General features: G+C 66.6%; 17 protein-coding genes and 2 rRNA genes (1 of these 19 running past the window's edge). 8 read left to right on the top strand and 11 right to left on the bottom strand.

The annotated features are described in order from the left end of the window. The first annotated feature begins 118 nt into the window (after positions 1 to 118). The gene (locus JHW38_RS14900) at positions 119 to 571 is read left to right on the top strand and encodes a DUF3574 domain-containing protein (RefSeq protein ID WP_207522135.1); all 453 of its coding nucleotides are present in this window, start codon (positions 119 to 121) and stop codon (positions 569 to 571) included. Between the two features lie 45 nt (positions 572 to 616). On the opposite strand, the gene JHW38_RS14905 is transcribed toward JHW38_RS14900, so the two are convergent. From JHW38_RS14905 to JHW38_RS14925, 5 genes are all read right to left on the bottom strand, one after another. Continuing rightward, on the bottom strand, positions 617 to 907 hold the full coding sequence (locus tag JHW38_RS14905) for a DUF2164 domain-containing protein (RefSeq protein ID WP_343225426.1): 291 nt from the start codon (positions 905 to 907) through the stop codon (positions 617 to 619). Then, on the bottom strand, positions 904 to 1,617 hold the full coding sequence (locus JHW38_RS14910; protein ID WP_207522136.1) for an MOSC domain-containing protein: 714 nt from the start codon (positions 1,615 to 1,617) through the stop codon (positions 904 to 906). Before JHW38_RS14910 ends, JHW38_RS14905 begins: the two co-directional genes overlap by 4 nt. 53 nt (positions 1,618 to 1,670) lie before the next feature. Further along, the gene (locus JHW38_RS14915) at positions 1,671 to 1,907 is read right to left on the bottom strand and encodes a thioredoxin family protein (protein WP_207522137.1); all 237 of its coding nucleotides are present in this window, start codon (positions 1,905 to 1,907) and stop codon (positions 1,671 to 1,673) included. 79 nt (positions 1,908 to 1,986) lie between these two features. Then, positions 1,987 to 2,697: a MarR family winged helix-turn-helix transcriptional regulator gene (locus tag JHW38_RS14920; protein ID WP_207522138.1), complete on the bottom strand. Its 711-nt coding sequence runs from the start codon at positions 2,695 to 2,697 to the stop codon at positions 1,987 to 1,989. A gap of 417 nt (positions 2,698 to 3,114) precedes the next feature. Further along, positions 3,115 to 4,494: an OmpP1/FadL family transporter gene (locus JHW38_RS14925; RefSeq protein ID WP_207522139.1), complete on the bottom strand. Its 1,380-nt coding sequence runs from the start codon at positions 4,492 to 4,494 to the stop codon at positions 3,115 to 3,117. Between the two features lie 266 nt (positions 4,495 to 4,760). Here JHW38_RS14925 and JHW38_RS14930 point away from each other — a divergent pair, with 266 nt between their 5' ends. Next, on the top strand, positions 4,761 to 5,456 hold the full coding sequence (locus JHW38_RS14930) for a rhomboid family intramembrane serine protease (RefSeq protein WP_207522140.1): 696 nt from the start codon (positions 4,761 to 4,763) through the stop codon (positions 5,454 to 5,456). 122 nt (positions 5,457 to 5,578) lie between these two features. Further along, positions 5,579 to 5,899 carry a DUF1820 family protein gene (locus tag JHW38_RS14935; RefSeq protein ID WP_207522141.1) on the top strand — a complete coding sequence of 107 codons (321 nt, stop codon included), beginning with the start codon at positions 5,579 to 5,581 and terminating at the stop codon, positions 5,897 to 5,899. A gap of 67 nt (positions 5,900 to 5,966) precedes the next feature. On the opposite strand, the gene JHW38_RS14940 is transcribed toward JHW38_RS14935, so the two are convergent. The 3 genes from JHW38_RS14940 to gpmI all read right to left on the bottom strand — a co-directional run bounded on the left by JHW38_RS14940 (position 5,967) and on the right by gpmI (position 10,646). Beyond that, positions 5,967 to 7,586, bottom strand: coding sequence for a S41 family peptidase (locus JHW38_RS14940; RefSeq protein ID WP_207522142.1), 1,620 nt, complete (start codon positions 7,584 to 7,586; stop codon positions 5,967 to 5,969). Positions 7,587 to 7,848: 262 nt separating this feature from the next. Beyond that, on the bottom strand, positions 7,849 to 9,111 hold the full coding sequence (locus JHW38_RS14945) for a murein hydrolase activator EnvC family protein (protein ID WP_207522143.1): 1,263 nt from the start codon (positions 9,109 to 9,111) through the stop codon (positions 7,849 to 7,851). After that, positions 9,111 to 10,646 (bottom strand): 2,3-bisphosphoglycerate-independent phosphoglycerate mutase, encoded by a 1,536-nt coding sequence (gpmI, locus tag JHW38_RS14950; RefSeq protein ID WP_207522144.1) that lies wholly within the window; start codon positions 10,644 to 10,646, stop codon positions 9,111 to 9,113. The genes JHW38_RS14945 and gpmI overlap by 1 nt, the downstream gene beginning before the upstream one ends. A 244-nt stretch (positions 10,647 to 10,890) precedes the next feature. Between gpmI and JHW38_RS14955 the strand changes: the two genes are divergently transcribed. The 5 genes from JHW38_RS14955 to JHW38_RS14975 all read left to right on the top strand — a co-directional run bounded on the left by JHW38_RS14955 (position 10,891) and on the right by JHW38_RS14975 (position 15,154). Continuing rightward, positions 10,891 to 11,559 carry a hypothetical protein gene (locus JHW38_RS14955; RefSeq protein ID WP_207522145.1) on the top strand — a complete coding sequence of 223 codons (669 nt, stop codon included), beginning with the start codon at positions 10,891 to 10,893 and terminating at the stop codon, positions 11,557 to 11,559. A gap of 226 nt (positions 11,560 to 11,785) precedes the next feature. Further along, a complete protein-coding gene (locus JHW38_RS14960; protein ID WP_428995250.1) occupies positions 11,786 to 13,552 on the top strand; it encodes a M28 family metallopeptidase in 1,767 nt (588 codons plus the stop codon). Positions 13,553 to 13,714: 162 nt separating this feature from the next. Beyond that, a complete protein-coding gene (locus JHW38_RS14965; RefSeq protein ID WP_207522147.1) occupies positions 13,715 to 14,104 on the top strand; it encodes an MAPEG family protein in 390 nt (129 codons plus the stop codon). 30 nt (positions 14,105 to 14,134) lie between these two features. Beyond that, positions 14,135 to 14,323 carry a hypothetical protein gene (locus tag JHW38_RS14970; protein ID WP_207522148.1) on the top strand — a complete coding sequence of 63 codons (189 nt, stop codon included), beginning with the start codon at positions 14,135 to 14,137 and terminating at the stop codon, positions 14,321 to 14,323. A 96-nt stretch (positions 14,324 to 14,419) separates the two neighbouring features. Continuing rightward, a complete protein-coding gene (locus JHW38_RS14975) occupies positions 14,420 to 15,154 on the top strand; it encodes a 2OG-Fe dioxygenase family protein (RefSeq protein ID WP_207522149.1) in 735 nt (244 codons plus the stop codon). Positions 15,155 to 15,200: 46 nt separating this feature from the next. On the opposite strand, the gene JHW38_RS14980 is transcribed toward JHW38_RS14975, so the two are convergent. From JHW38_RS14980 to JHW38_RS14990, 3 genes are all read right to left on the bottom strand, one after another. Next, positions 15,201 to 16,829, bottom strand: coding sequence for a glycosyl hydrolase family 28-related protein (locus JHW38_RS14980; protein WP_207522150.1), 1,629 nt, complete (start codon positions 16,827 to 16,829; stop codon positions 15,201 to 15,203). 487 nt (positions 16,830 to 17,316) lie between these two features. Then, a 5S ribosomal RNA gene (rrf, locus tag JHW38_RS14985) occupies positions 17,317 to 17,431 on the bottom strand. A 175-nt stretch (positions 17,432 to 17,606) separates the two neighbouring features. Beyond that, positions 17,607 to 20,419: ribosomal RNA gene (locus JHW38_RS14990) — 23S ribosomal RNA — on the bottom strand (it continues 52 nt past the right edge of the window).

Here is a 20,419-nt window from a genome sequence, read left to right on the forward strand (position 1 = left end):
GCTCCTACAGGGAAATGGCGAGCATTACCGGGCCAACGCGCAGGCTGCGACTGCGGTCGCAGGTAAACCCCGCCGCGCGCAGTACGCTTTGTCGCCATCGCCCCCAGAGACGCGGACCATGCCCCGCAACGCCCTGCTGTGCGCCGTCGTCGTTTCCGCACTGACCGCCTGCGCCACGCTGGCGCCGCTGCCGGTCAAGCCCGGCGACCCCAGCGCCTGCTCCGAACGCCGCCAGGACCGCGTGCTGTTCGGCATGAACAGTCCCGACGGCCCGGTCAGCGAAGCGCAGTGGCAGGCGTTTCTCGCCGAAGTCGTGACCCCGCGCTTTCCCGCCGGGCTCACCGTGTACCAGGCCAAGGGCCAATGGCGCGGCGACAGCGGCCAGGTCGAACAGGAAGACTCGCGCGCGATCGACCTGATCCACGAAGACAGCGCCGAAGAACGCAAGCGCGTGGTCGAGATCGCCGACGAGTACAAGCGGCGGTTCAAGCAGGAGGCGGTGTTGATCGTGAGTTCGCCGGTGCGCGCGTGTTTCGCGGCGGCTGCGAAGCCGGGCGGGCGGATCGGTTAGTCCGTCGCGACGGAGCGGAAAGCGTCGCTCAGATCGCGCCGCCGGTCAGCGACTGAACTCGGTAGGCCGCTGCAACTGCCACACCGCATCGGCCAGATCCTCGGCCTTCGCCGCCAGCACCGCCTGCGCATCGGCGACGCCGCGGTTGTAGTAGTACGCGCCGAGCTCCTCGGACAGGAAGTCGAGCAGGAACTCCGCATCGAAGCGGCCGATCGGCTGCTTCAGCTCCTCGCTGAAGTAACGCTGCAGTTTGCCCACCAGCACCGCCTTTTCCTCGGCGCCGAACCGGATCGCCTCCATCGCCTTCCTCTCGTAGTGCGGCCGCGCGGCGCTCACGCCGCTGGCGGTCCGTCGATCCGCTTGCTCCAGTCCTCGACTTCGCCGCGCGCGAGCCGGGCTTCGACCAGCTTGCGCCACGACGGCACCAGCGGCAAGGCCAGCGCGGCGGCGAGCTCGTCGCGGTCGAGCGTGCGCACGAACAGCATCGCGGCGATGCGTTGCAGCGGCCACTGCGGCCACGGCCGCGCGCTCAGGATCAGGCGATCGCCGGCGACCGCCTCGCCGGCTTCGAGCACGCGGTAATACCAGCCGGTGCGGCCGTTGGCCTGCATGCGCCGGGCCATGTCGGCGACGCCGAAGCGGTCGTTGAGCTTCCAGCACGGCTGCCGCGCCTGGCTGACTTCGAGCAGGGCGCCGCCGAAGCGATAGCGATCGCCGAGGCACACCTGCGCCTCGCTCAAGCCTTCGCTGCTGAGGTTCTCGCCGAACGCGCCGAACGCGCCGGGCGCGTCCAGCAGCGCGTGCGCGCCGATCTCGTCGCGCCACAGCCGATAGTGTTCGCGCGGATAGTGATGCACCGCCTTGTCCGGCCCGCCGTGCACGCGCAGGTCGCCTTGCTCGTCGCCGTCCAGGCCCAGTTCGCCGATCCATACCGGCCCTTGCAGCGGCCGTTTGTCGATCCCGCTGCGGCTGCCGGGACGGGTGTACGCCACGGCGCGGCCGCGCAGCAGCGCGCTCACTTCCACGCCCGCATTTCTTGCCTGCATCCGCACTCTCCTGCCCAAGCGCCGGCCGCGCGCACGCGGCCGGCGCGCCCGGCTCAACCCAGGTCGGACAAGGCCGCGCCATGGTTGATGTGGAACACCTGGCCTTGCATCACCAGGGCCGGGACCGAGTTCACCCCGGCGGCGCGGGCTTCGGCGATCCGCGCCGAGGCTTCGCCCAGATGGACCACTTCGACCTCGAAACGCTGGCGGTCGATGGCTTCGGCGACCTGCTGTTCGGCGGCCACGCACACCGGGCAACCGGCGTGAAAGAACACGGCTTTCTGACGCATACTGGAACTCCTCTTGCTTGCTCTTAGACGGGTGGTGAGAGGAAGGGCGGCGCGCCGATGCCAGTCGGCCGCCGCCCGCCTATTCCGCGCTCGCGGAATGCCGGCGCGGCGGCGCACGGCCGCCGCGCGATGTTTTTTCACCGGCCGCGCCGGCACGGAACCGTTGCGCGACCGCGTCGACCGCCGCCACGCCCTTCTCCATGCCGCGAGGCCGTTGTTCGGCGCAGTCCACGCGCAGTTGCGCGTCGCCGAACGGCGCGCCGACCAGGGCGCAGAAGTGCGGCTGTTCGCCGCGGCCTTCGAACGGACGGAAGAACTCGCAGCCGGCGCAGGTGCGCAGGCCGGTCGCGAGGCCTTCTTGCTGCGCCTGCAGGATCAGCAACTGCAGCGAGCGCGAGAACGCGGCCAGATCCTGCGGCTCCAGCGTCGCCAGCAACCGTTCGCCGGCGCCGCCGCGGGCGCGGCTGCGGCGCAGCCAGGCCAGGCCGCGCCGGCTCGGATGCACGCGCACCGCGCGGCCGTCGTCGGGGTCGCGCGCGCGCCGCACCAGCGCGCGCGCCTCCAGCGCGGCGATGCTGTCGCTGGCGCTGGCCGCCGACACGCCCAGGCGCTGCGCCAGCTCGCCGACCCGCCAGCCGCGCTTGTCCTCGCCGAGCAGCTCCAGCAGCGCGCGTTGCGCCGGGTGCAGCGCATGCTCGTCCGGCTCGCGCCACTGCTGCGCGCGCAGCAGCGCGGCGAGGCGCTCCAGGCCCAGGGCGGTTTGGCGCAGATGGAAGGCGGAGTCGGTCACGGGCTAATTATTAGGACTCCTAACTAAATTGGTCAAGCGGATTCCGCGGAACGCTTGCGGGCGTGTGCCCGCGAAGGCCGGCATCCGAGGCTTTGCCGCGGTATGACGCTGAAGTCTCTGGATCCCCGCCTTCGCGGGGATGACGATCCGGAATGGACGCCGCGCAACCCGCCCAACGTCATGCCCGCGAAAGCGGGCATCCAGGGCCCTATCGCGACATGACGCTGAAACCTCTGGATCCCCGCGTTCGCGGGGATGACGGCTTGAGAGCGACGAAGCGAAACCCACTGCCGTCATGCCCGCGAAGGCGGGCATCCAGGGCTTCATCGCGACCGGCCCCTGAAGGCTCGCCGCTGCAGACAAAAAGAAAGCCCCGCCGAAGCGGGGCTTTCGAGTGCCGTTAAACCGCTTGCGCGATCAGAACTTGTACTGAGCCGCGATGCCGAACAGATCGGCGTGGCCCTTGAACTTGCCGACCAGGGTCGAACCGCTGGTGGACACCACGTTCACGTCCGGGCTGTCGATCTGGATGCGGGTATAGGCCGCGTCGACGCTCAGGTGCTCGTTCGCGTTCCAGGTCAGGCCGAGCGAGTACAGGGTACGGTCGTTGTCGGGCAGACGCGGGGTGCGGTGGGTGTCGTTGGTCGGGGTTTCGTCCTTGGCGACGCCGCCGCGCAGGGTGAAACGATCGTTGAGATCGTACTCGGCGCCCAGCGCGTACATCATGGTGTCTTCCCACTGGAACGACTCCTGCGCCACCGGCGTGCCGTTGGCGCGCACGATGTTGACCGACTGCAGCGAATGCCAATCGGTCTTCTGCGCGTCGAACATCATCCGGAACTGGTCGGTGAAGCCGTACGAGACGCTCAGCGTATCGGTGCTCGGGGTGGTCAGCTTGGCGCCGCCCGGACCGGTGTTGTACTGGGTGATGCCGGCGGCGCCGAGCAGCGCGGCCACGTTGCCGGGCTTGGTGAAGGTGACGGTGCCGGCCAGGTCGTGGTCGATTTCCGAGCGGTGCGAGTAGCCGATCGCCAGGCGGTCGGTCGGCTTCCACTGGAAGCCGAGGATCCAGCCGATGCCGTTGTCGTCGCCCTTGACCTTGACCGTGCCGTCGTTCTTCTGCGGGCCGAACGGCGCGGCGACCGGGTTCGGGGTCAGGCAGGCCGCCGGCGAAACGCGGCAGATGGCCGAGCCGAAGTCCACGGCGTTGGTCAGGGTGGCTTCGGCGCGCTCGTAGATGAAGCCGGCGCCGACCGAGAAGCGGTCGGTCAGCTTGACCGCGGCCGACAGGGTCAGGTCGATGGTCTTCACTTCCGACTCGAGCGCGTTGTAGCGGCCGACCCAGCCGTTCTCGTATTCGGTCTTCAGGCCGAACGGCGCGCTGAGCTGGGCGCCGAGGGTGAGCTTCTCGAACGAGCCCGACAGCGGAACGACGATCGACATCGCCGGCACCGCGGTGATGTCGCCCGGGTCGCCGCCGTTGCCGCCGGTCAGCGGACGCGACAGCGGGGTGCCGGCCGCGGCATTGCCGCCGCCGCGGAACTTCGCGGTCAGATCGATCGCGGTCACATCGCCACGGATGGTGGTCGTGTCGAGGTTCACCATCGCCGCCGGATTGTTCGAGACGACCGAAGCGTCCTTCTCAGAAACGGCGCTGCCGGCAAAGGCGCGGCCCTGATTCTTGACGCTGTTCTCGCGAATCTGGAAACCGGTCGCGCTGGCCGAGCCGAAGCTGATGACGCCGGCCACGCCCAATGCGATCGCGGTCAGGCGGATGTAGCGGTGTGAGGGTTGCATGCGTGTATTCTCCGTTGGAGTATTTTTTCGTCTTGTCGCGGCCGTGTGCATGAAGCCGCAAGCGCGGACTCCGATGCCGCCGGAAACCCCTCCCGACGTACGACGCCGTATGCACTATAGCGCGGCCGTTAACCGAACGCTAACAATACGCCCAACCGGGCAAATTCGACTCGTACCGATGTCGCAAACCCTGCTGTTACAGACACTTACACAAACTACTTGCCTGAATAGGGCAAGCGCGGCCGAGCCGTCGCGGAGCTGACGCCGTGTTCGTCGCCATTCCCTCGCGCGAGCGCACCCGGCTGCGGTGGGCCACGCCTTTGTTGTTCGCTTTGTTGTGGATCAGCTTCATCGTCTCGGCCGTGGTCTTGCCCGATCCGGAGCAGCGCCGGCTGATGGTGGAATGGGGCGCGCTGTCGGGCGGCCTGTCGTCGCCGGAAGCGTGGTGGAACGCGATCCGCGACGGCAGCGCGCTGCGCCTGTTCAGCGCATTGTTCCTGCACGCCGACTGGGCCCATCTGCTCGGCAATCTGGTGTTCCTGCTGATCTTCGGCCTGCCGGCCGAGCGCGCGATGGGGCCGTGGCGGCTGCTGGCGCTGTTTCTGTTCGGCGGCGCGGTCGCCAACCTCGCCGCGGTGATCGCCATCGCCACCCCGGACCGGCTCATCATCGGCGCCAGCGGCGCGGTGTCGGCGCTGATCGGCGCTTACCTCGCGTTGTTCCCGAGCGCCAAGCTCGGCGTGGTGGTGCCGCTGGGCCTGTTCCTGCAATTCGTGAAAGTGCCGGCGCCGCTGCTGATCGGCGTGTGGGCGCTGCTGCAAGTCGTGTTCACCTTCATTGGCCCGGCGTTCGGCGCGGTCGCGTGGTCGGCGCATCTGGCCGGCTTCGCGTTCGGCGGCGCGTTCGCGCTGATCGCCCGCGCGGGCATCGCGCGGCGGCTGCGGCGCAAGCGCGGGTACTAAGCCGGGAAATCGGCAATGGATCGCGACGCGGACCGGCGTCCCGTCTTGACTGACCGCCGCCCGCCCCAAGCTAATAAAGCGTCCGCGCTCCGATTCTCCGTCCCCAATCCGATTCCCGCCCCATGGCCACGCTCTACAAAGTCACCTTCCTCAACGCCGGCAAGATCTACGAGCTGTACGCGCGCAAGATCGGCGCCGGCACGCTGTGGGGCTTCACCGAAATCAGCGAGCTGGTGTTCGAGGTGCACGACGGGCTGGTGGTGGATCCCACCGAGGAGCGGCTGCGCGACGAGTTCGGCAACACCCGCGTGCTGCACCTGCCGATGCAGAGCATCGTGCGGATCGAGGAAGTCGAGCGCAAAGGCCAGTCGGCGATCCGCGATGCGACCTCGGGCGAACGCGTGGTCACGCCGTTTCCGTTGCCGGCCAAACCGCCGCGCTGACGGCGGTTGCTCGAAAACGAAAACGCCCGGCCTGAGCCGGGCGTTTTCGTTGGCGCGGGTCGCGCGCTTACGGCTTGGCTTCGGGCGTCGCCGGCTTGGCGTCCGCGGGCTTGGCATCCGCAGGCTTGGCCGGCAGGTTCGGCTTGGCCGGAGCCGCGGGCTTGGCCGGCGCATCCGTGTGGGCCGGAGCCGCCGGCTTGCCGGGTGCGTCCGTGGCCGCGGGCGCCGCCGGCTTGGCCGGCGCATTCGTCTTGGCCGCAGGCGTCGCCGCTTTCGCCGCCGCATTCGCGCTGGCCACGCTCCCGGGCTTCTTCAATTCCGCCAACGCCGCCGCGATCGGCGCATCGCCGTCGAGCACCTCGCCGGCGTTGCTGCCCGGCTGGCCTTCCTCGTCGCCGTGCAGATGGCCCGGCAAGGTCGCTTCGGTGTAGCTCGGCCGCTCGTCCTTGTCGTTCTTCGGCGCGCGCAAGGCCACGTCGGGGACGATGCCCAGCGCCTGGATCGATTTGCCGCTGGGCGTGTAGTAGCGCGCGGTGGTCAGCTTGACCGAATCGCCGTTGTCCAGCGGCAGCACGGTCTGCACCGAGCCCTTGCCGAAGGTGCGGCTGCCGATCACGCGGCCGCGGCCGTTGTCGCGCAGCGCGCCGGCCAGCACTTCCGAGGCGCTGGCCGAACCGGCGTCGACCAGCACCATCAGCGGCGCGCCGTCGAGCATGTCGCCGGGCGTGGCGCTGAATTCGGCGTCGCTGATCGCGATGCGGCCGCGGGTGCTGACGATCTTGCCGCGTTCGAGCAGGTCGTCGGCGATCTGCACCGCCGAGGTCAGCAGGCCGCCCGGATTGCTGCGCAGGTCCAGCACCAGCCCGCGCAGCTTGCCGCCGGACTGGTCCTTGAGCTTGCGCAGATGGGTTTCGAAATCGGCCGCGGTATCGGCCTGGAACTGGGCCAGGCGCAGATAGCCGTAACCCGGTTCGAGGATGCGGCTCTTGACGCTGGCCACGCGGATGGTCTCGCGCGCGACGGTCACATCGAACGGCTTGTCGCGGCCTTCGCGCACGATGGTCAGCACCACCTTGCTGCCGGCCGGGCCGCGCAGCGGGCCGGAGCTGTCGCCTTCGTCGACCTTGAACGGCTTGCCGTCGATCGCGGTGATCAGGTCGCCGGCCTTGATTCCGGCGCGCGCGGCGGGAGTGTCGTCGATCGGCGAAATCACCCGCAGCGTGCCGTCGGGCTGGCGCTGCAATTCCACGCCGATGCCTTCGTAGTTGCCGCGCGACTGTTCGTCGAAGTTCTCCGCGTCGGCCTTGTCGAAATAGACGCTGTGCGGGTCGAGGTCGAACAGCAGGCCGCGGATCGCCGAATGCATCAGCTTGGCGTCGTCGACCGGTTCGACATACGCCTGCTTGACCGCGTTGTAGACCGCGACGTAGCGGCGGATCTCGTCGATCGGCACCTTGGCGTCGGCGCTGTCGTCCTTGCCGGCGGCCTTCTTGCCCTTGGCCGGCGCTTGCGCGGGCGGCGCGGTCTGGTCGTCGCCATCGTCCTGGTCGTCGGCCGTGGGCGCGGCGGGGGACGCGGCCGGCGGCGCGGCTTGCGCGGGCGGCGCGGGCGGCTGGGCCAGCGCCGGCGCGGCGGCCAGCGCCAGGGCGAGCGGAAGCAGACTACGCAGGGGGTGACGCAGGGACATGCATGGCGCTCCGGAACGGATGGCGGTCAGACCACGCGGGGAGGCCTGAGGTTCGGTCGATTATCTGCGCACGTTAAGCGGGGCGCTTGCAAGCTTTCGTTAAAACCCCGGCAGCGTCCCAATCCCGCCACGAAAGCCGCACCCCCGACTGTAGGAGCGGCGTCCCACGGGATTTCCTTCGGTCACGAGCCGCGACCGCGAACCCCGACCGACGGCGCAAGCCCGAAGCCGCTGCGCCGTCCAAGCCGCGAACCGCCAGTCCTCAGCGCCGCAACCAAACGCTGGGATTCACCGGCTGCCCACCGCGCCGCAACTCGAAATACAACGCCGGCCGCCCGTGCCCGCCGGAACTGCCGACGGTGGCGATCGCATCGCCCTTCTTGACCGTGGCGCCGGCGTCCTTGAGCAGGGCGTCGTTGTTGGCGTACAGGCTCATGTAGCCGTTGCCGTGGTCGACGATCAGCAGCAGGCCGTAGCCGGTCATCCATTCCGAATAGACCACGGTGCCGTCGCCGACCGCCTTGACCGTGGCGCCGGCGGCCGCGCCGATCAGCAGGCCTTCGCTGCTGCGGCCGTCGGGCATGGTGCCGCCGAAGCCGGCCAGCAGCGCGCCCGACACCGGCCAGCCGAGGCCGCCGACCTGCGGCGCCGGCGCGCTGGCCACGGCGACCGGCGGCTTGCGCACCGGCGCGGGCTTGCCCTTGGCCGCGGCCGCGGCGGCTTCGCGGGCCTCGCGCGCTTCGCGTTCGGCGCGCGCCTTGGCCGCGGCGCGGCGTTGCGCCTCGGCGCGCGCGGCGGCGGCGCGCAGCTTGGCCAGCAGCTGTTCCAGGCCTTTGGCGTCGCGGCCGAGCTCGCGCTCGCGGGTGCTGCGGTCTTCGTATTTTTCGTTGATCTGGGCGACCAGCGTGGCGCGGTCCTTGCGGTCTTTCTCGAGCTGGCCGAGCTGCGCGCGCTGCTGCTTGCGGGTGCTGTCGAGGCTGACCCGGCGTTCGACGATCTCGCGTTCGAGCGCATCGAGTTCGCGCAGCTGCGCGGTCAACGCGTCGATGCGGCGCGCGCGGTCGCGTTGCAGATAACCGTGATAGGTCAGGATGCGGCCGCTGTCGGCGACCCGGTCCTGCGACAGCAACGCCTTCAGCGGCGCGTCGTTGCCTTGCGCGTAGGCGGCGCGCAGGAGCTGTTCGAGTTCCTGCCGGCGCGCGCCGAGGGTTTTCTTCAGCGCGTCGCGCTTGTCCTGGGTCTGCTTGAGCGCGGCGTGCTCCTGCGCCAGACGCGTTTCGGTATCGCGCAAGGTGCGGTTGGAGCGGCCGACCTGTTCGTCGGCCGCGCGCAGCTTCTGCGCGGCGTCGCCGCGCTGGCCTTCCAGCTTGCGCCGTTCGGCCGCGACCGATTTGAGTTCGGTCTTGATCTTCTCGAGCTTGCGCTCGGTCTCGCGACTGTTGCTCTGCGCCGCGGCGCGCGCCGGCGGCAAGGCCGGCGACAGCGCCGCCAGCAATACCAGACACCACGCGCACGCGGTCCGCATCAGCCCTCCAGCAGGCTGCGGCCGGTCATCTCCTGCGGCTGCGCCAGGCCGAGGAGATCCAGGATGGTCGGGGCGACGTCGCGCAGCGCGCCGCCGGAACGCAGCGTCGCCTTGCGCGGGCCGAGGTAGACCAGCGGCACCGGGCCGACCGTGTGCGCGGTGTGCGGCTGGCCGGTCGACGCGTCGCGCATCATCTCCAGGTTGCCGTGGTCGGCGGTGATCAGCAGCGCGCCGTGCACCTCCTGCACCGCCGCGGCGATCGCGCCGATGGCCTTGTCGACCGCCTGCGCGGCGAGGATCGCGGCCTGCAGGTCGCCGGTGTGGCCGACCATGTCGGGATTGGCGATGTTGCAGATCGCCACGTCGACCGCCTGCGCGCGGATGGTCTCGACCAGCTTGGCGGTCACTTCCGGGCAGCTCATTTCCGGCTGCAGGTCGTAGGTCGCGACCTTCGGGCTCGGCACCAGGATGCGGCTTTCGCCGGCATACGGTTCCTCGCGCCCGCCGCTGAAGAAGAAGGTGACGTGGGCGTACTTCTCGGTCTCGGCGATGCGCAGCTGGGTCAGGCCGTTGGCCGCCAGCAGTTCGCCGAGGGTGTTGTGCAGATCGTCGGGGCCGAACGCGACCGGCGCCGGCAGCTTCGCGTCGTACTCGGTCAGGCAGACGAAGCGCGAGAGCTTGGGCGTGCGCGCCTCATAACCGTCGAAGTTCGGATCCACGAACGCGGCGGTGAGCTGGCGCGCGCGGTCGGCGCGGAAGTTCATGAACACCACCGCGTCGCCGTCGGCCATCGGCCGGGCGTCGCCGATCACGGTCGGGGCGACGAACTCGTCGGTTTCGCCGCGCGCGTAGGCCGCATCGAGGCCTTCGAGCGCGGTCGCGGCATGCTGCTCGCTGTCGGCTTCGACGATCGCGTTCCAGGCGCGCAACTGGCGGTCCCAGCGCTTGTCGCGGTCCATCGCGTAGTAACGCCCGCCGATGCTGGCGATGCGCGCGTTGCCGGCTTGGTCGCAGGCCTGCTGCAAGCGCTCCAGGCTCGGCGCGGCCGACTTCGGCGGCATGTCGCGGCCGTCGAGGAAGGCGTGCACGGCGACCTTCGCTACGCCTTCGCGGCGGGCCAGTTCGATCATCGCGAAGATGTGCTGTTCGTGGCTGTGCACGCCGCCGGGCGAGAGCAGGCCCATCAGGTGCAAGGTCGCGCCGGCGCCGTTGGCCGCGGCGCAGGCGGCGCGCAGTTCCTGGTTGGCGAAGAAGCTGCCGTCCTCGATCGCCGCATCGACCCGGGTCAGGTCCTGATAGACGATGCGGCCAGCGCCGAGGTTCATGTGGCCGACCTCGGAATTGCCCATCTGCCCGTCGGGCAGGCCGACGTGGCGGCCCTCGGTGTGGATCAGGGTATGCGCCTGGCTGGCCAGCAGGGCGCGCCAGTTCGGCAGGTCGGCCTGGGCCAGGGCGTTGTCGGCCGGATCGTCGCGGTGGCCCCAGCCGTCGAGGATCAACAGCACTACGGGCTTGGGGCGGGAAGTCGCAGACACGTGGGCAAGTTCCTATGACGTAAGGGCGGGTATGACTAAGGACCGGCGCCGCGGCCCGCGGATTGGGCGATTGTAGCGAAGCGGGCGATGAAGCCCCGGGGAACGGCGCCGCGATCGCGATCGCGGGCCGGGACGCCCGGGCGCCGGCGCCGGCGCCGGCCGCGGAAGAAATTTTCGCCGCGGCGTAAACCGTCCGCACGGACGCCGCATCACAAGCCTTGCCACCCGAACAACGGAACCCGCCATGACCCGCACCCGCCTCACCCTCTGCCTGTCCGCGCTGATCGCCCTGTCCTCCAGCGCGGCCGTCGCCGCCGACGACGACGTCAGCAAGGTCAACGGCAGCATCACCGTCGAAGCGGGCCAGACCCGCGGCGACGTGGAAACCGTCAACGGCAGCATCCGCATCGGCGACAACGCCGCGGTCGACGGCGCCTCGACCGTCAACGGCAGCATCAGCGCCGGCGACGGCGCCCGCGCCAACCGCCTGGAAACGGTCAACGGCAGCATCCGCGTCGGCAGCAAGTTCACCGCCAGCGCCGGGCTGACCACGGTCAACGGCGGCATCTTCGTCGACCGCGGCGGCCGCTTGAAAGGCGACGTGGAGACCGTCAACGGCTCGATCGGCCTGGTCGCCACCGAGCTCAACGGCGGCATCGAGACGGTCAACGGCGACGTCACCGTCGGCATCGATTCGCACGTCACCGGCGGCATCAAGTACACCAAGCCGACCGGCAACTTCACCTTCCAGCGCCGCGACCCGATCGTGATCGTGGGCCCGAACGCGCGCGTCGACGGCCCGTTGGTGTTCGAGCGCTCGGTCAAGCTGTACGTGCACACCAGCGCCAAGACCGGCGCGGTGCGCGGCGCCACCGCCATCGCCTTCAGCGGCGCGACCCCGCCGGCGCAGTAAGCCGCCCTCCGCCCCCGCCCGGGCGCCCCTTCTCCTGGCCGTGAAGGGCGCCCGGCGCGGGGGCTTCGCCACGGCGCCGGCGTGCGCCATCGCGAGCGCCGTTGGGCGAAGCGGCCGGATCGGAAAAGTCCGCGCCCCCGGTTCGGGGCCAATGCGGCGCGAGCCTGCACCTAGAATGGACCTCCCCCACGCCCTGGCCGCCGGCCGCTCTTGGAGGTTCCAAACCTTGTCCCGACCCAATCCGCTGTTCGCCGCGACCTCGCTGGTCGTCGCGACCCTCGCGCTGAGCGCCTGCAACAAACCCGCCGCCGACGGCGCCGCGCCGACGGCCGCCGCGCCGGCCGCGAGCCCGGCTGCGGCCGCAGGCGACCACGCCTTCGACGCGGCGATCAACGCCGCCGACTTCGCCCAGCACGTCAAAGTCCTGGCCTCCGACGAGTTCGAGGGCCGCGCCCCCGGCAGCGCCGGCGAGGACAAGACCGTCCAGTACCTGGAAGCGCAGTTCAAGCGCCTGGGCCTGAAACCGGGCAACGGCGACAGCTATTTCCAGACCGTGCCGATGGTGGAAACCACCGCCGACGAATCCACGGTGCTCAAGCTCGACGTCAAGGGACAGGCGCGCGAGCTCAAGTTCGGCACCGACATGGTCGTGGGCACCCGCACCGGCCAGCCGGAAGTGAAGATCGACGCCAGCGACCTGGTCTTCGTCGGCTACGGCGTCAACGCGCCGGAGCAGCAGTGGAACGACTACGCCGGCGTCGACGTCAAGGGCAAGACGGTGGTGATGTTCGTCAACGACCCGGGCTTCCACGGCCAGGACGCGACCTTGTTCGAAGGCAAGCGGATGACCTACTACGGCCGCTGGACCTACAAGTTCGAAGAAGCCGCCCGCCAGGGCGCCAAGGCCGCGCTGATCGTGCACGACGACGCCGGCGCGTCCTACGGCTGGGACGTGGTCAAGAACTCCTGGTCCGGCGCGCAGTTCGACCTGCCGGCCAAGGACGATCCGGAACCGCGCCTGCCGGTGCAGGGCTGGATCACCGCCGACACCGCGCGCAAGCTGTTCGCCGACCTCGGCCAGAACCTCGACCAGCTCTACCAGGCCGCCGGCAAGCGCGGCTTCAAGGCGATCGCGCTGCAGGCCAAGGCCTCGGTCGACCTCAAGAGCAAGATCAGCGAGAAGTCCTCGCGCAACGTGATCGCAAGGCTCGACGGCGCCAAGCGTCCGGACGAAGCCATCGTCTACATGGCGCACTGGGATCACCTCGGCCACCACACCGAGGAAGGCGGCCACGAAGGCCACGCGGCGGCGCCGAAGGGCGAGGGCCACGACACCATCTACAACGGCGCGGTCGACAACGCCTCCGGCGTCGCCGGCATCCTCGAAATCGCCGAGGCCTTCAGCAAGCAGACGCCGCCGCCGGACCGCTCGCTGCTGTTCCTGGCGGTGACCCTGGAGGAGTCGGGCCTGCTCGGTTCCAAGTACTACGTCGCCCATCCGAGCGTGCCGCTGAACAAGACCGTCGCGGTCATCAACCTCGACGCCATGCCGATCATCGGCAAGTCGCGCGACATGACCGTGGTCGGCTACGGCAGCTCGGAACTGGAAGACATCCTCAAGACCGTCGCCGACGCCCAGGGCCGCGTGCTGCACGCCGAAGGCACGCCGCAGGACGGCTTCTACTTCCGCTCCGATCACTTCAACTTCGCCAAGGCCGGCGTGCCGGCGCTGTACGCCAAGGGTGGCGACGACCTGCTCGACGGCGGCGTGGACGCCGGACAGAAGGCGCAGGTCGACTACCGCGACAACCGCTACCACAAGCCGGCCGATGAGTTCGATCCGAACTGGAAGCTCGACGGCGTGGTCCAGGACCTCGACGCGCTGTACGGCGTCGGCAAGACCCTGGCCGGCAACGAGCAGTGGCCGAACTGGTACGAAGGCAACGCCTTCCGCGCCGCGCACGACAAGCTGATGGCGCCGGCCAAGCAATAAGCGGCCCGGCCCATGCGGACGGGCGACGCGGACCCGCCGGTCCGGCCGCCCGCGCCCGCAAAGCGATCCGACGACGGCGCCCCTGGGCGCCGTCGTTTTTTCCGCTAGGCTGAGCGCACCGCAGCTCGCGGTTGGTCTACGCCCCGAAGGAGCGCCATGCCGATGACCGTTGCCTATTGGTGCCTGCTGATCGCGGCGCTGTTGCCGTATCTGTGGACCGCGGCGGCCAAGGCCACCGGCAAGCGCTACGACAACCGCGACCCGCGCGGCTGGCAGGCGCGCCAGGACGATCCGCGTTCCAAGGCCGCCAACGCCGCCCACCTCAACGCCTTCGAAGCCTTCCCGGCGTTCGCCGCGGGCGTGCTCGGCGCGCAGATGGCCGGCGTCGACACGAACTGGATCGCGATCCTGTCGATCGTGTTCGTGGTCTGCCGCGTGCTGCATGGCGTGTTCTACATCGCGGGCAAGGCGCTACTGCGCAGCCTGGTGTGGGCGGTCGGTTTCCTGTGCGTGATCGCCCTGCTGACGCTCGCGGCGCTGGCCGCGGTCTGAGCCGATTGCGATGCGCGAGCCGTGCCGGTCATGAGCGAGACGCCAGCACAGATCTACCGGGTCGCCGGCGGCGATATCGTCCTGTGGATCGACGACGATCAATCGATCCAGCTGAAACTGCGCGGTTCCGACCTCGATCCCGTCGAGCTCAACGAGCACGAAGCCGAGGCGCTCGCCGAGACGCTGACGCTGCTCGCGCAGCGATTGCGGTCCTCATGACGCGGATCCGCGAACGCGCCGATCCGGACGCTCGAGCGCACTGAACCGCTGAGTCGAGTTCGAACGTATTTCCCCATCCCCTTTTCCGAGCACCGCATGTCCGCGCCCCCGACTTTCGATCACGATGAGTTCGCGCACTCCTTGCGCGAACAAGGCTTCCGCTTCGTCGACGGCGGCGAGATGCGAACGCATCTGCTCGAACACGGTTCGCTGCAGGACTGGGACGCCTTCGCCGACAGTTGGAACGACCTCGCGCCGGACGTCTATCTGGCCCAGGTCGGACGCCATCGCCGCCGCCGCCATGCGGTGTTCCAGGCGCGGCGCGAAGGCGAGATCGTGCGCCGGCCGCACCAACCGCATTACCAAAGCTTGAATTACAACGCGCTGCAGGGCGATATCGAGCGTTGGTTCGAACCGGTCCGCGACGACATCGCCGAGGGCGAGAGCCTGCGCACCGTGCTGGCGTTCTGCCGCGACTTCTTCTCCGCGCTGGCGCCGCAGACCGCGGCCTGGCATATCGAACTGCATCAGTTCCGCATCGAAGCCGGCCCCGACCGCGAAGGCCAGCCGACGCCCGAAGGCGTGCACCGCGACGGCGTCGACTACGTGCTGGTGCTGCTCATCGACCGCCACAACATCGTCAGCGGCACCACCACCATCCACGACCGCGACGGCAGCCTGCTCGGCAGCTTCACCCTCACCGCGCCGCTGGACGCGGCGCTGGTCGACGATGCCCGCGTGTTCCACGGTGTGACGGCAGTGACGCCGCAGGATCCGCAGCGCGAGGCGCATCGGGATGTGTTGGTGGTGACGTTCAAGGCTCAGGCCTGAACGACCGCTCCCGTCTGGTCGCGGGAGCGGTTAGCGTCTCGCTCGCTTAGTAGTTGATATTGTTCTCGTTGATGACTGTTCCGCTTGTTGCGTTCGCGATCAGGCCTCTGGCCGTCTTGGCGATGTTGTTGGCGACGATGACGCGATCCGAGTTCCCGCCGATTTCCATGAAGTACGGCAGCGGTTCTTCAGCCGCCGCAGCTCTGCAGCGACTGACGATGACGTTCTTCGCGTTGTAGACGCTGATGCAGGATTCGGCCTTGATTTTTCCGAAAAACTCGCAGTCCAGAATCGACGTATTGTCGAACTGGGTCAACGCGATCGGCCGGTACTGCGGGCCCTGGATGAAGTTCAGGTTGCCGCCGCGAACGACCACCGCCTGCACGCTCGCGCTGCCGAAACGCTCCAGCAGGATTCCGTGGCCACGATAGCCGACGATGTAGGGGCTGTTGACGAATACCTGGAACACGCGCGCGGTGTTGTCGAGGCTGATCCACAAGCCGTGCGCCCCTTCTTCCTCGGTCACGCTTTCCCACTGGGTCGAGTCGAACCAGATGTCGCCGATGCCGCCGTTGTTGTGGGCGTAAAGCAGCGTACCCGGCCCGTAAATCAGCTGATTGGTGAAGCGGATGCCGCGTATCTCGCTGGCTTCGCCCGACGCCGCCGATTCGATACGCAACGGAGGATTGTTCTTGGTGCCGCCGAACTGGCAGTTGATGAAATCCAGATCGCCGATGAAAGCGCGCGGTTCGTCGGCCACGATCGACAGGCCGCCTGCGTTGGACACCACCCGGTCGAAGCAGATCAACCGCGTCGACAGTCCGACCATCTTGATCGTGGTGACGTTCTCGAAGCCTTCGATGAAGACGTCGCGCAGCAGGCATTTCTGGTAACCGCTGAACAGCCGGCCGCGGGTGCCGATCTGGATCGCGCAGCGGCCGACGAGGCCGACTCTTTGCGCCCAATAGCCGTTGAAACGCAGATTGTCGATCAGGAAGAAACCGACTTCGAAACCCGACGGCTTAACTCCCGGCGGATACGGGGGGCACTGCGCATCCAGATGAAACGCCGGCCCAGCGACATCGGCCATGATCTGGCTGCTGTTGCCGTAGAGCATGAAGCGTCGCGCCGGCTGTTCGGGCTTCTGCTCCGCGCCGATCTTGATCGTAATCGTGCGGCTCACCCGGATCTTGCGGTTCGGCGGCAGTTCCAGCGGTATCGCGCGGTCGTTGGCGAAATCCACCGCCGCCTGCAGCGCCGGCGACGAATCGGTGTCGTCGGTCGGTTCCAGGCCGAAGACCTCGGCATGGATCCGGTGGATCGGCCCGGCATGCGGATGGATGTAGGCGCGCGCCGTTCCGATCCTCACCCGCCCGGGCCCATAGAACTTGCCCAGCGCGGGTTGAACCGCGACGCGGTAATCCCCTTCCGGCACATAGATCTGGCCTTGCGCGGCGTTTGCGAGGGCGAAGGCCGCGCTGTCGTCGGCGACGCCGTCGCCGATCGCGCCGAAATCGCGAACGGTCAGCGCATCGCGCAAGCGTCCTTGCACCGATCGAGGCGTCGCGCTGCCGTCTTGCGGCGAGTAACTTACGTCGCGCGCGTCGATCAGGGCGGTTTGCTGGGCGGCGGAGCTGCCGCTCGCCAGTGCGCTGGCGGCCGCCGCGGCGGTCATCGCCAACGGCACGCCGATGAACTTTCGTCTTTCCATATCGCTTTCGTCCGTTGTGGGCTTCCGGGGGGTCCGATTCCCGCGGGGTAATTCTGGACGAGAAGGTCGCCGTTTCAGCGAGAAGCGGTGGAGAAGGGCTTCGACTAGCGATTCGACGCTCGGCGGAGGGCACGCGCCGCGCTAACCGCTGGCCGGATTAACTCGGACGGCGATACCGCATCCGATAGCGGCAAGCGGCTGGGTCGGCGATATTCAATCGATGATTCGACGGGCCGAGCGGCGCCGATTTTCTGCGGGTTGCGATGTGGCCGCGTGGCCTGCGCCGGACCAGGTCGCGCTATCGGCGCTGGTTACCTGCGCAGTAAAGAAACGCGTCGGCGCGGCTTAGTTAATCGGCGACGGCCGCAGGTAACTGGTCGTGTTGGTTGCTTTTATTCGACGCAAAGAAGAAGGCCGGATCCTTTTGGGATCCGGCCTTCTGGGGTAAAGCCCCTGGCGATGACCTACTCTTGCATGGCTTAAGCCACACTACCATCGGCGCATGTGCGTTTCACTTCCGAGTTCGGGATGGGATCGGGTGGTTCCACACAGCTATTATCACCAGGGAGAGGGTGGAGGGTCGCAGGTCTCGATGGATCGAGTTGCGCTCACGCTCACGTTGGTTTGCTTTCAACGGAATGGATCCCGTTGTCGGCGAATAGAGTGGAATGTAGCGAGTCAGTGTTTGGTTTGGAACGTCAGGTGACGTGTCACATAGAGACCAAGGCAACTTGAGGTTATATGGTCAAGCCACACGGATCATTAGTACAGGTTAGCTCAATGCGTTGCCGCACTTACACACCCTGCCTATCAACCACCTAGTCTTGATGGTTCCTTTAGGGGAGTCGAGCTCCCGGGAGATCTCATCTTGAGGCGCGCTTCCCGCTTAGATGCTTTCAGCGGTTATCGCTTCCGAACATAGCTACCCGGCAGTGCCACTGGCGTGACAACCGGAACACCAGAGGTTCGTCCACTCCGGTCCTCTCGTACTAGGAGCAGCCCCTCTCAAATCTCCAACGCCCACGACAGATAGGGACCGAACTGTCTCACGACGTTCTGAACCCAGCTCGCGTACCACTTTAAATGGCGAACAGCCATACCCTTGGGACCGACTACAGCCCCAGGATGTGATGAGCCGACATCGAGGTGCCAAACACCGCCGTCGATATGAACTCTTGGGCGGTATCAGCCTGTTATCCCCGGAGTACCTTTTATCCGTTGAGCGATGGCCCTTCCATACAGAACCACCGGATCACTAAGACCTACTTTCGTACCTGCTTGATCCGTCGATCTTGCAGTCAAGCACGCTTATGCCTTTGCACACAGTGCGCGATGTCCGACCGCGCTGAGCGTACCTTCGTGCTCCTCCGTTACACTTTGGGAGGAGACCGCCCCAGTCAAACTACCCACCATACATGGTCCCCGACCCGGATAACGGGCCCAGGTTAGAACGTCAAGCACGACAGGGTGGTATTTCAAGGATGGCTCCACCACAGCTAGCGCCATGGTTTCATAGCCTCCCACCTATCCTACACAGACGAACTCAACGTTCAATGTAAAGCTATAGTAAAGGTTCACGGGGTCTTTCCGTCTTGCCGCGGGAACGCTGCATCTTCACAGCGATTTCAATTTCACTGAGTCTCGGGTGGAGACAGCGCCGCTGTCGTTACGCCATTCGTGCAGGTCGGAACTTACCCGACAAGGAATTTCGCTACCTTAGGACCGTTATAGTTACGGCCGCCGTTTACTGGGGCTTCGATCAAGAGCTTCGCCTTGCGGCTGACCCCATCAATTAACCTTCCAGCACCGGGCAGGCGTCACACCCTATACGTCCACTTTCGTGTTTGCAGAGTGCTGTGTTTTTGATAAACAGTCGCAGCGGCCTGGTCACTGCGGCCCCCCTCAGCTATTAACCGTGGAGGGCGCACCTTCTCCCGAAGTTACGGTGCTATTTTGCCTAGTTCCTTCACCCGAGTTCTCTCAAGCGCCTTAGAATTCTCATCCTGCCCACCTGTGTCGGTTTACGGTACGGTCTGCGTAAGCTGAAGCTTAGGAGCTTTTCCTGGAAGCGTGATATCAGCAGCCTAGCCCTAATGGGCCGGTCCTTAGTCTCAACGTTGCCCCCCCGGATTTGCCTAAGGGGACCGCCTCAACTCTCTCACCAGGACAACCAACGCCTGGCCTGCCTAACCTTCTCCGTCCCTCCATCGCACTTACGCGAGGTGCAGGAATATTAACCTGCTTCCCATCGACTACGCATTTCTGCCTCGCCTTAGGGGCCGACTCACCCTGCGTCGATTAACGTTGCGCAAGGAAACCTTGGGCTTTCGGCGTGCGGGCTTTTCACCCGCATTATCGTTACTCATGTCAGCATTCGCACTTCCGATACCTCCAGCAGACTTCTCAATCCACCTTCATCGGCTTACGGAACGCTCCTCTACCGCGCATACAGAAGTATGCACCCCAAGCTTCGGTTTATCGCTTAGCCCCGTTAAATCTTCCGCGCAGACCGACTCGACCAGTGAGCTATTACGCTTTCTTTAAAGGGTGGCTGCTTCTAAGCCAACCTCCTGGCTGTCTGTGCCTTTCCACATCGTTCACCACTTAGCGATAAATTTGGGACCTTAGCTGTGGGTCTGGGTTGTTTCCCTTTTCACGACGGACGTTAGCACCCGCCGTGTGTCTCCCGGATAGTACGTACTGGTATTCGGAGTTTGCCATGGTTTGGTAAGTCGCAATGACCCCCTAGCCATAACAGTGCTCTACCCCCAGCAGTATTCGTCCGAGGCGCTACCTAAATAGCTTTCGAGGAGAACCAGCTATCTCCGGGTTCGATTAGCTTTTCACTCCTAATCACACCTCATCCCCTACCTTTGCAACGGGAGTGGGTTCGGGCCTCCAGTTGATGTTACTCAACCTTCACCCTGGGCATGACTAGATCACCCGGTTTCGGGTCTACTGCCCGCGACTATGCGCCCTTATCAGACTCGGTTTCCCTTCGCCTCCCCTATACGGTTAAGCTTGCCACGAACAGTAAGTCGCTGACCCATTATACAAAAGGTACGCAGTCACCCTTGCGGGCTCCTACTGCTTGTACGCACACGGTTTCAGGATCTATTTCACTCCCTTCACCAGGGTTCTTTTCGCCTTTCCCTCACGGTACTGGTTCACTATCGGTCGGTCAGGAGTATTTAGCCTTGGAGGATGGTCCCCCCATATTCAGACAGGGTTTCTCGTGCCCCGCCCTACTCGATTTCATCGCATCAGCCCCTTCGCATACAGGGCTGTCACCTTCTACGGCGAACCTTTCCAGGTTCTTTTGCTGAAGCTGATGCAACTTAAGGGCTAGTCCCCGTTCGCTCGTCACTACTTAGGGAATCTCGGTTGATTTCTTTTCCTCCGGGTACTTAGATATTTCAGTTCTCCGGGTTCGCTTCCAGCAGCTATGTATTCACTGCAGGATACCTATTGCTAGGTGGGTTTCCCCATTCGGACATCGCGGGATCAATGCTTGTTGCCAGCTCCCCCACGCTTTTCGCAGGCTGCCACGTCCT

The sequence above is a fragment of the Lysobacter enzymogenes genome (assembly GCF_017355525.1).
Taxonomy (GTDB): domain Bacteria; phylum Pseudomonadota; class Gammaproteobacteria; order Xanthomonadales; family Xanthomonadaceae; genus Lysobacter; species Lysobacter enzymogenes_C.

Excerpts from the sequence above, each read along its gene's own strand:
- JHW38_RS14900 (WP_207522135.1), top strand. The coding sequence starts at position 119 with ATGCCCCGCAACGCCCTGCTGTGCGCCGTCGTCGTTTCCGCACTGACC.
- JHW38_RS14910 (WP_207522136.1), bottom strand. The coding sequence starts at position 1,617 with ATGCAGGCAAGAAATGCGGGCGTGGAAGTGAGCGCGCTGCTGCGCGGC.
- JHW38_RS14915 (WP_207522137.1), bottom strand. The coding sequence starts at position 1,907 with ATGCGTCAGAAAGCCGTGTTCTTTCACGCCGGTTGCCCGGTGTGCGTG.
- JHW38_RS14925 (WP_207522139.1), bottom strand. The coding sequence starts at position 4,494 with ATGCAACCCTCACACCGCTACATCCGCCTGACCGCGATCGCATTGGGC.
- JHW38_RS14935 (WP_207522141.1), top strand. The coding sequence starts at position 5,579 with ATGGCCACGCTCTACAAAGTCACCTTCCTCAACGCCGGCAAGATCTAC.
- JHW38_RS14940 (WP_207522142.1), bottom strand. The coding sequence starts at position 7,586 with ATGTCCCTGCGTCACCCCCTGCGTAGTCTGCTTCCGCTCGCCCTGGCG.
- JHW38_RS14945 (WP_207522143.1), bottom strand. The coding sequence starts at position 9,111 with ATGCGGACCGCGTGCGCGTGGTGTCTGGTATTGCTGGCGGCGCTGTCG.
- JHW38_RS14955 (WP_207522145.1), top strand. The coding sequence starts at position 10,891 with ATGACCCGCACCCGCCTCACCCTCTGCCTGTCCGCGCTGATCGCCCTG.
- JHW38_RS14965 (WP_207522147.1), top strand. The coding sequence starts at position 13,715 with ATGACCGTTGCCTATTGGTGCCTGCTGATCGCGGCGCTGTTGCCGTAT.
- JHW38_RS14970 (WP_207522148.1), top strand. The coding sequence starts at position 14,135 with ATGAGCGAGACGCCAGCACAGATCTACCGGGTCGCCGGCGGCGATATC.
- JHW38_RS14975 (WP_207522149.1), top strand. The coding sequence starts at position 14,420 with ATGTCCGCGCCCCCGACTTTCGATCACGATGAGTTCGCGCACTCCTTG.
- JHW38_RS14980 (WP_207522150.1), bottom strand. The coding sequence starts at position 16,829 with ATGACCGCCGCGGCGGCCGCCAGCGCACTGGCGAGCGGCAGCTCCGCC.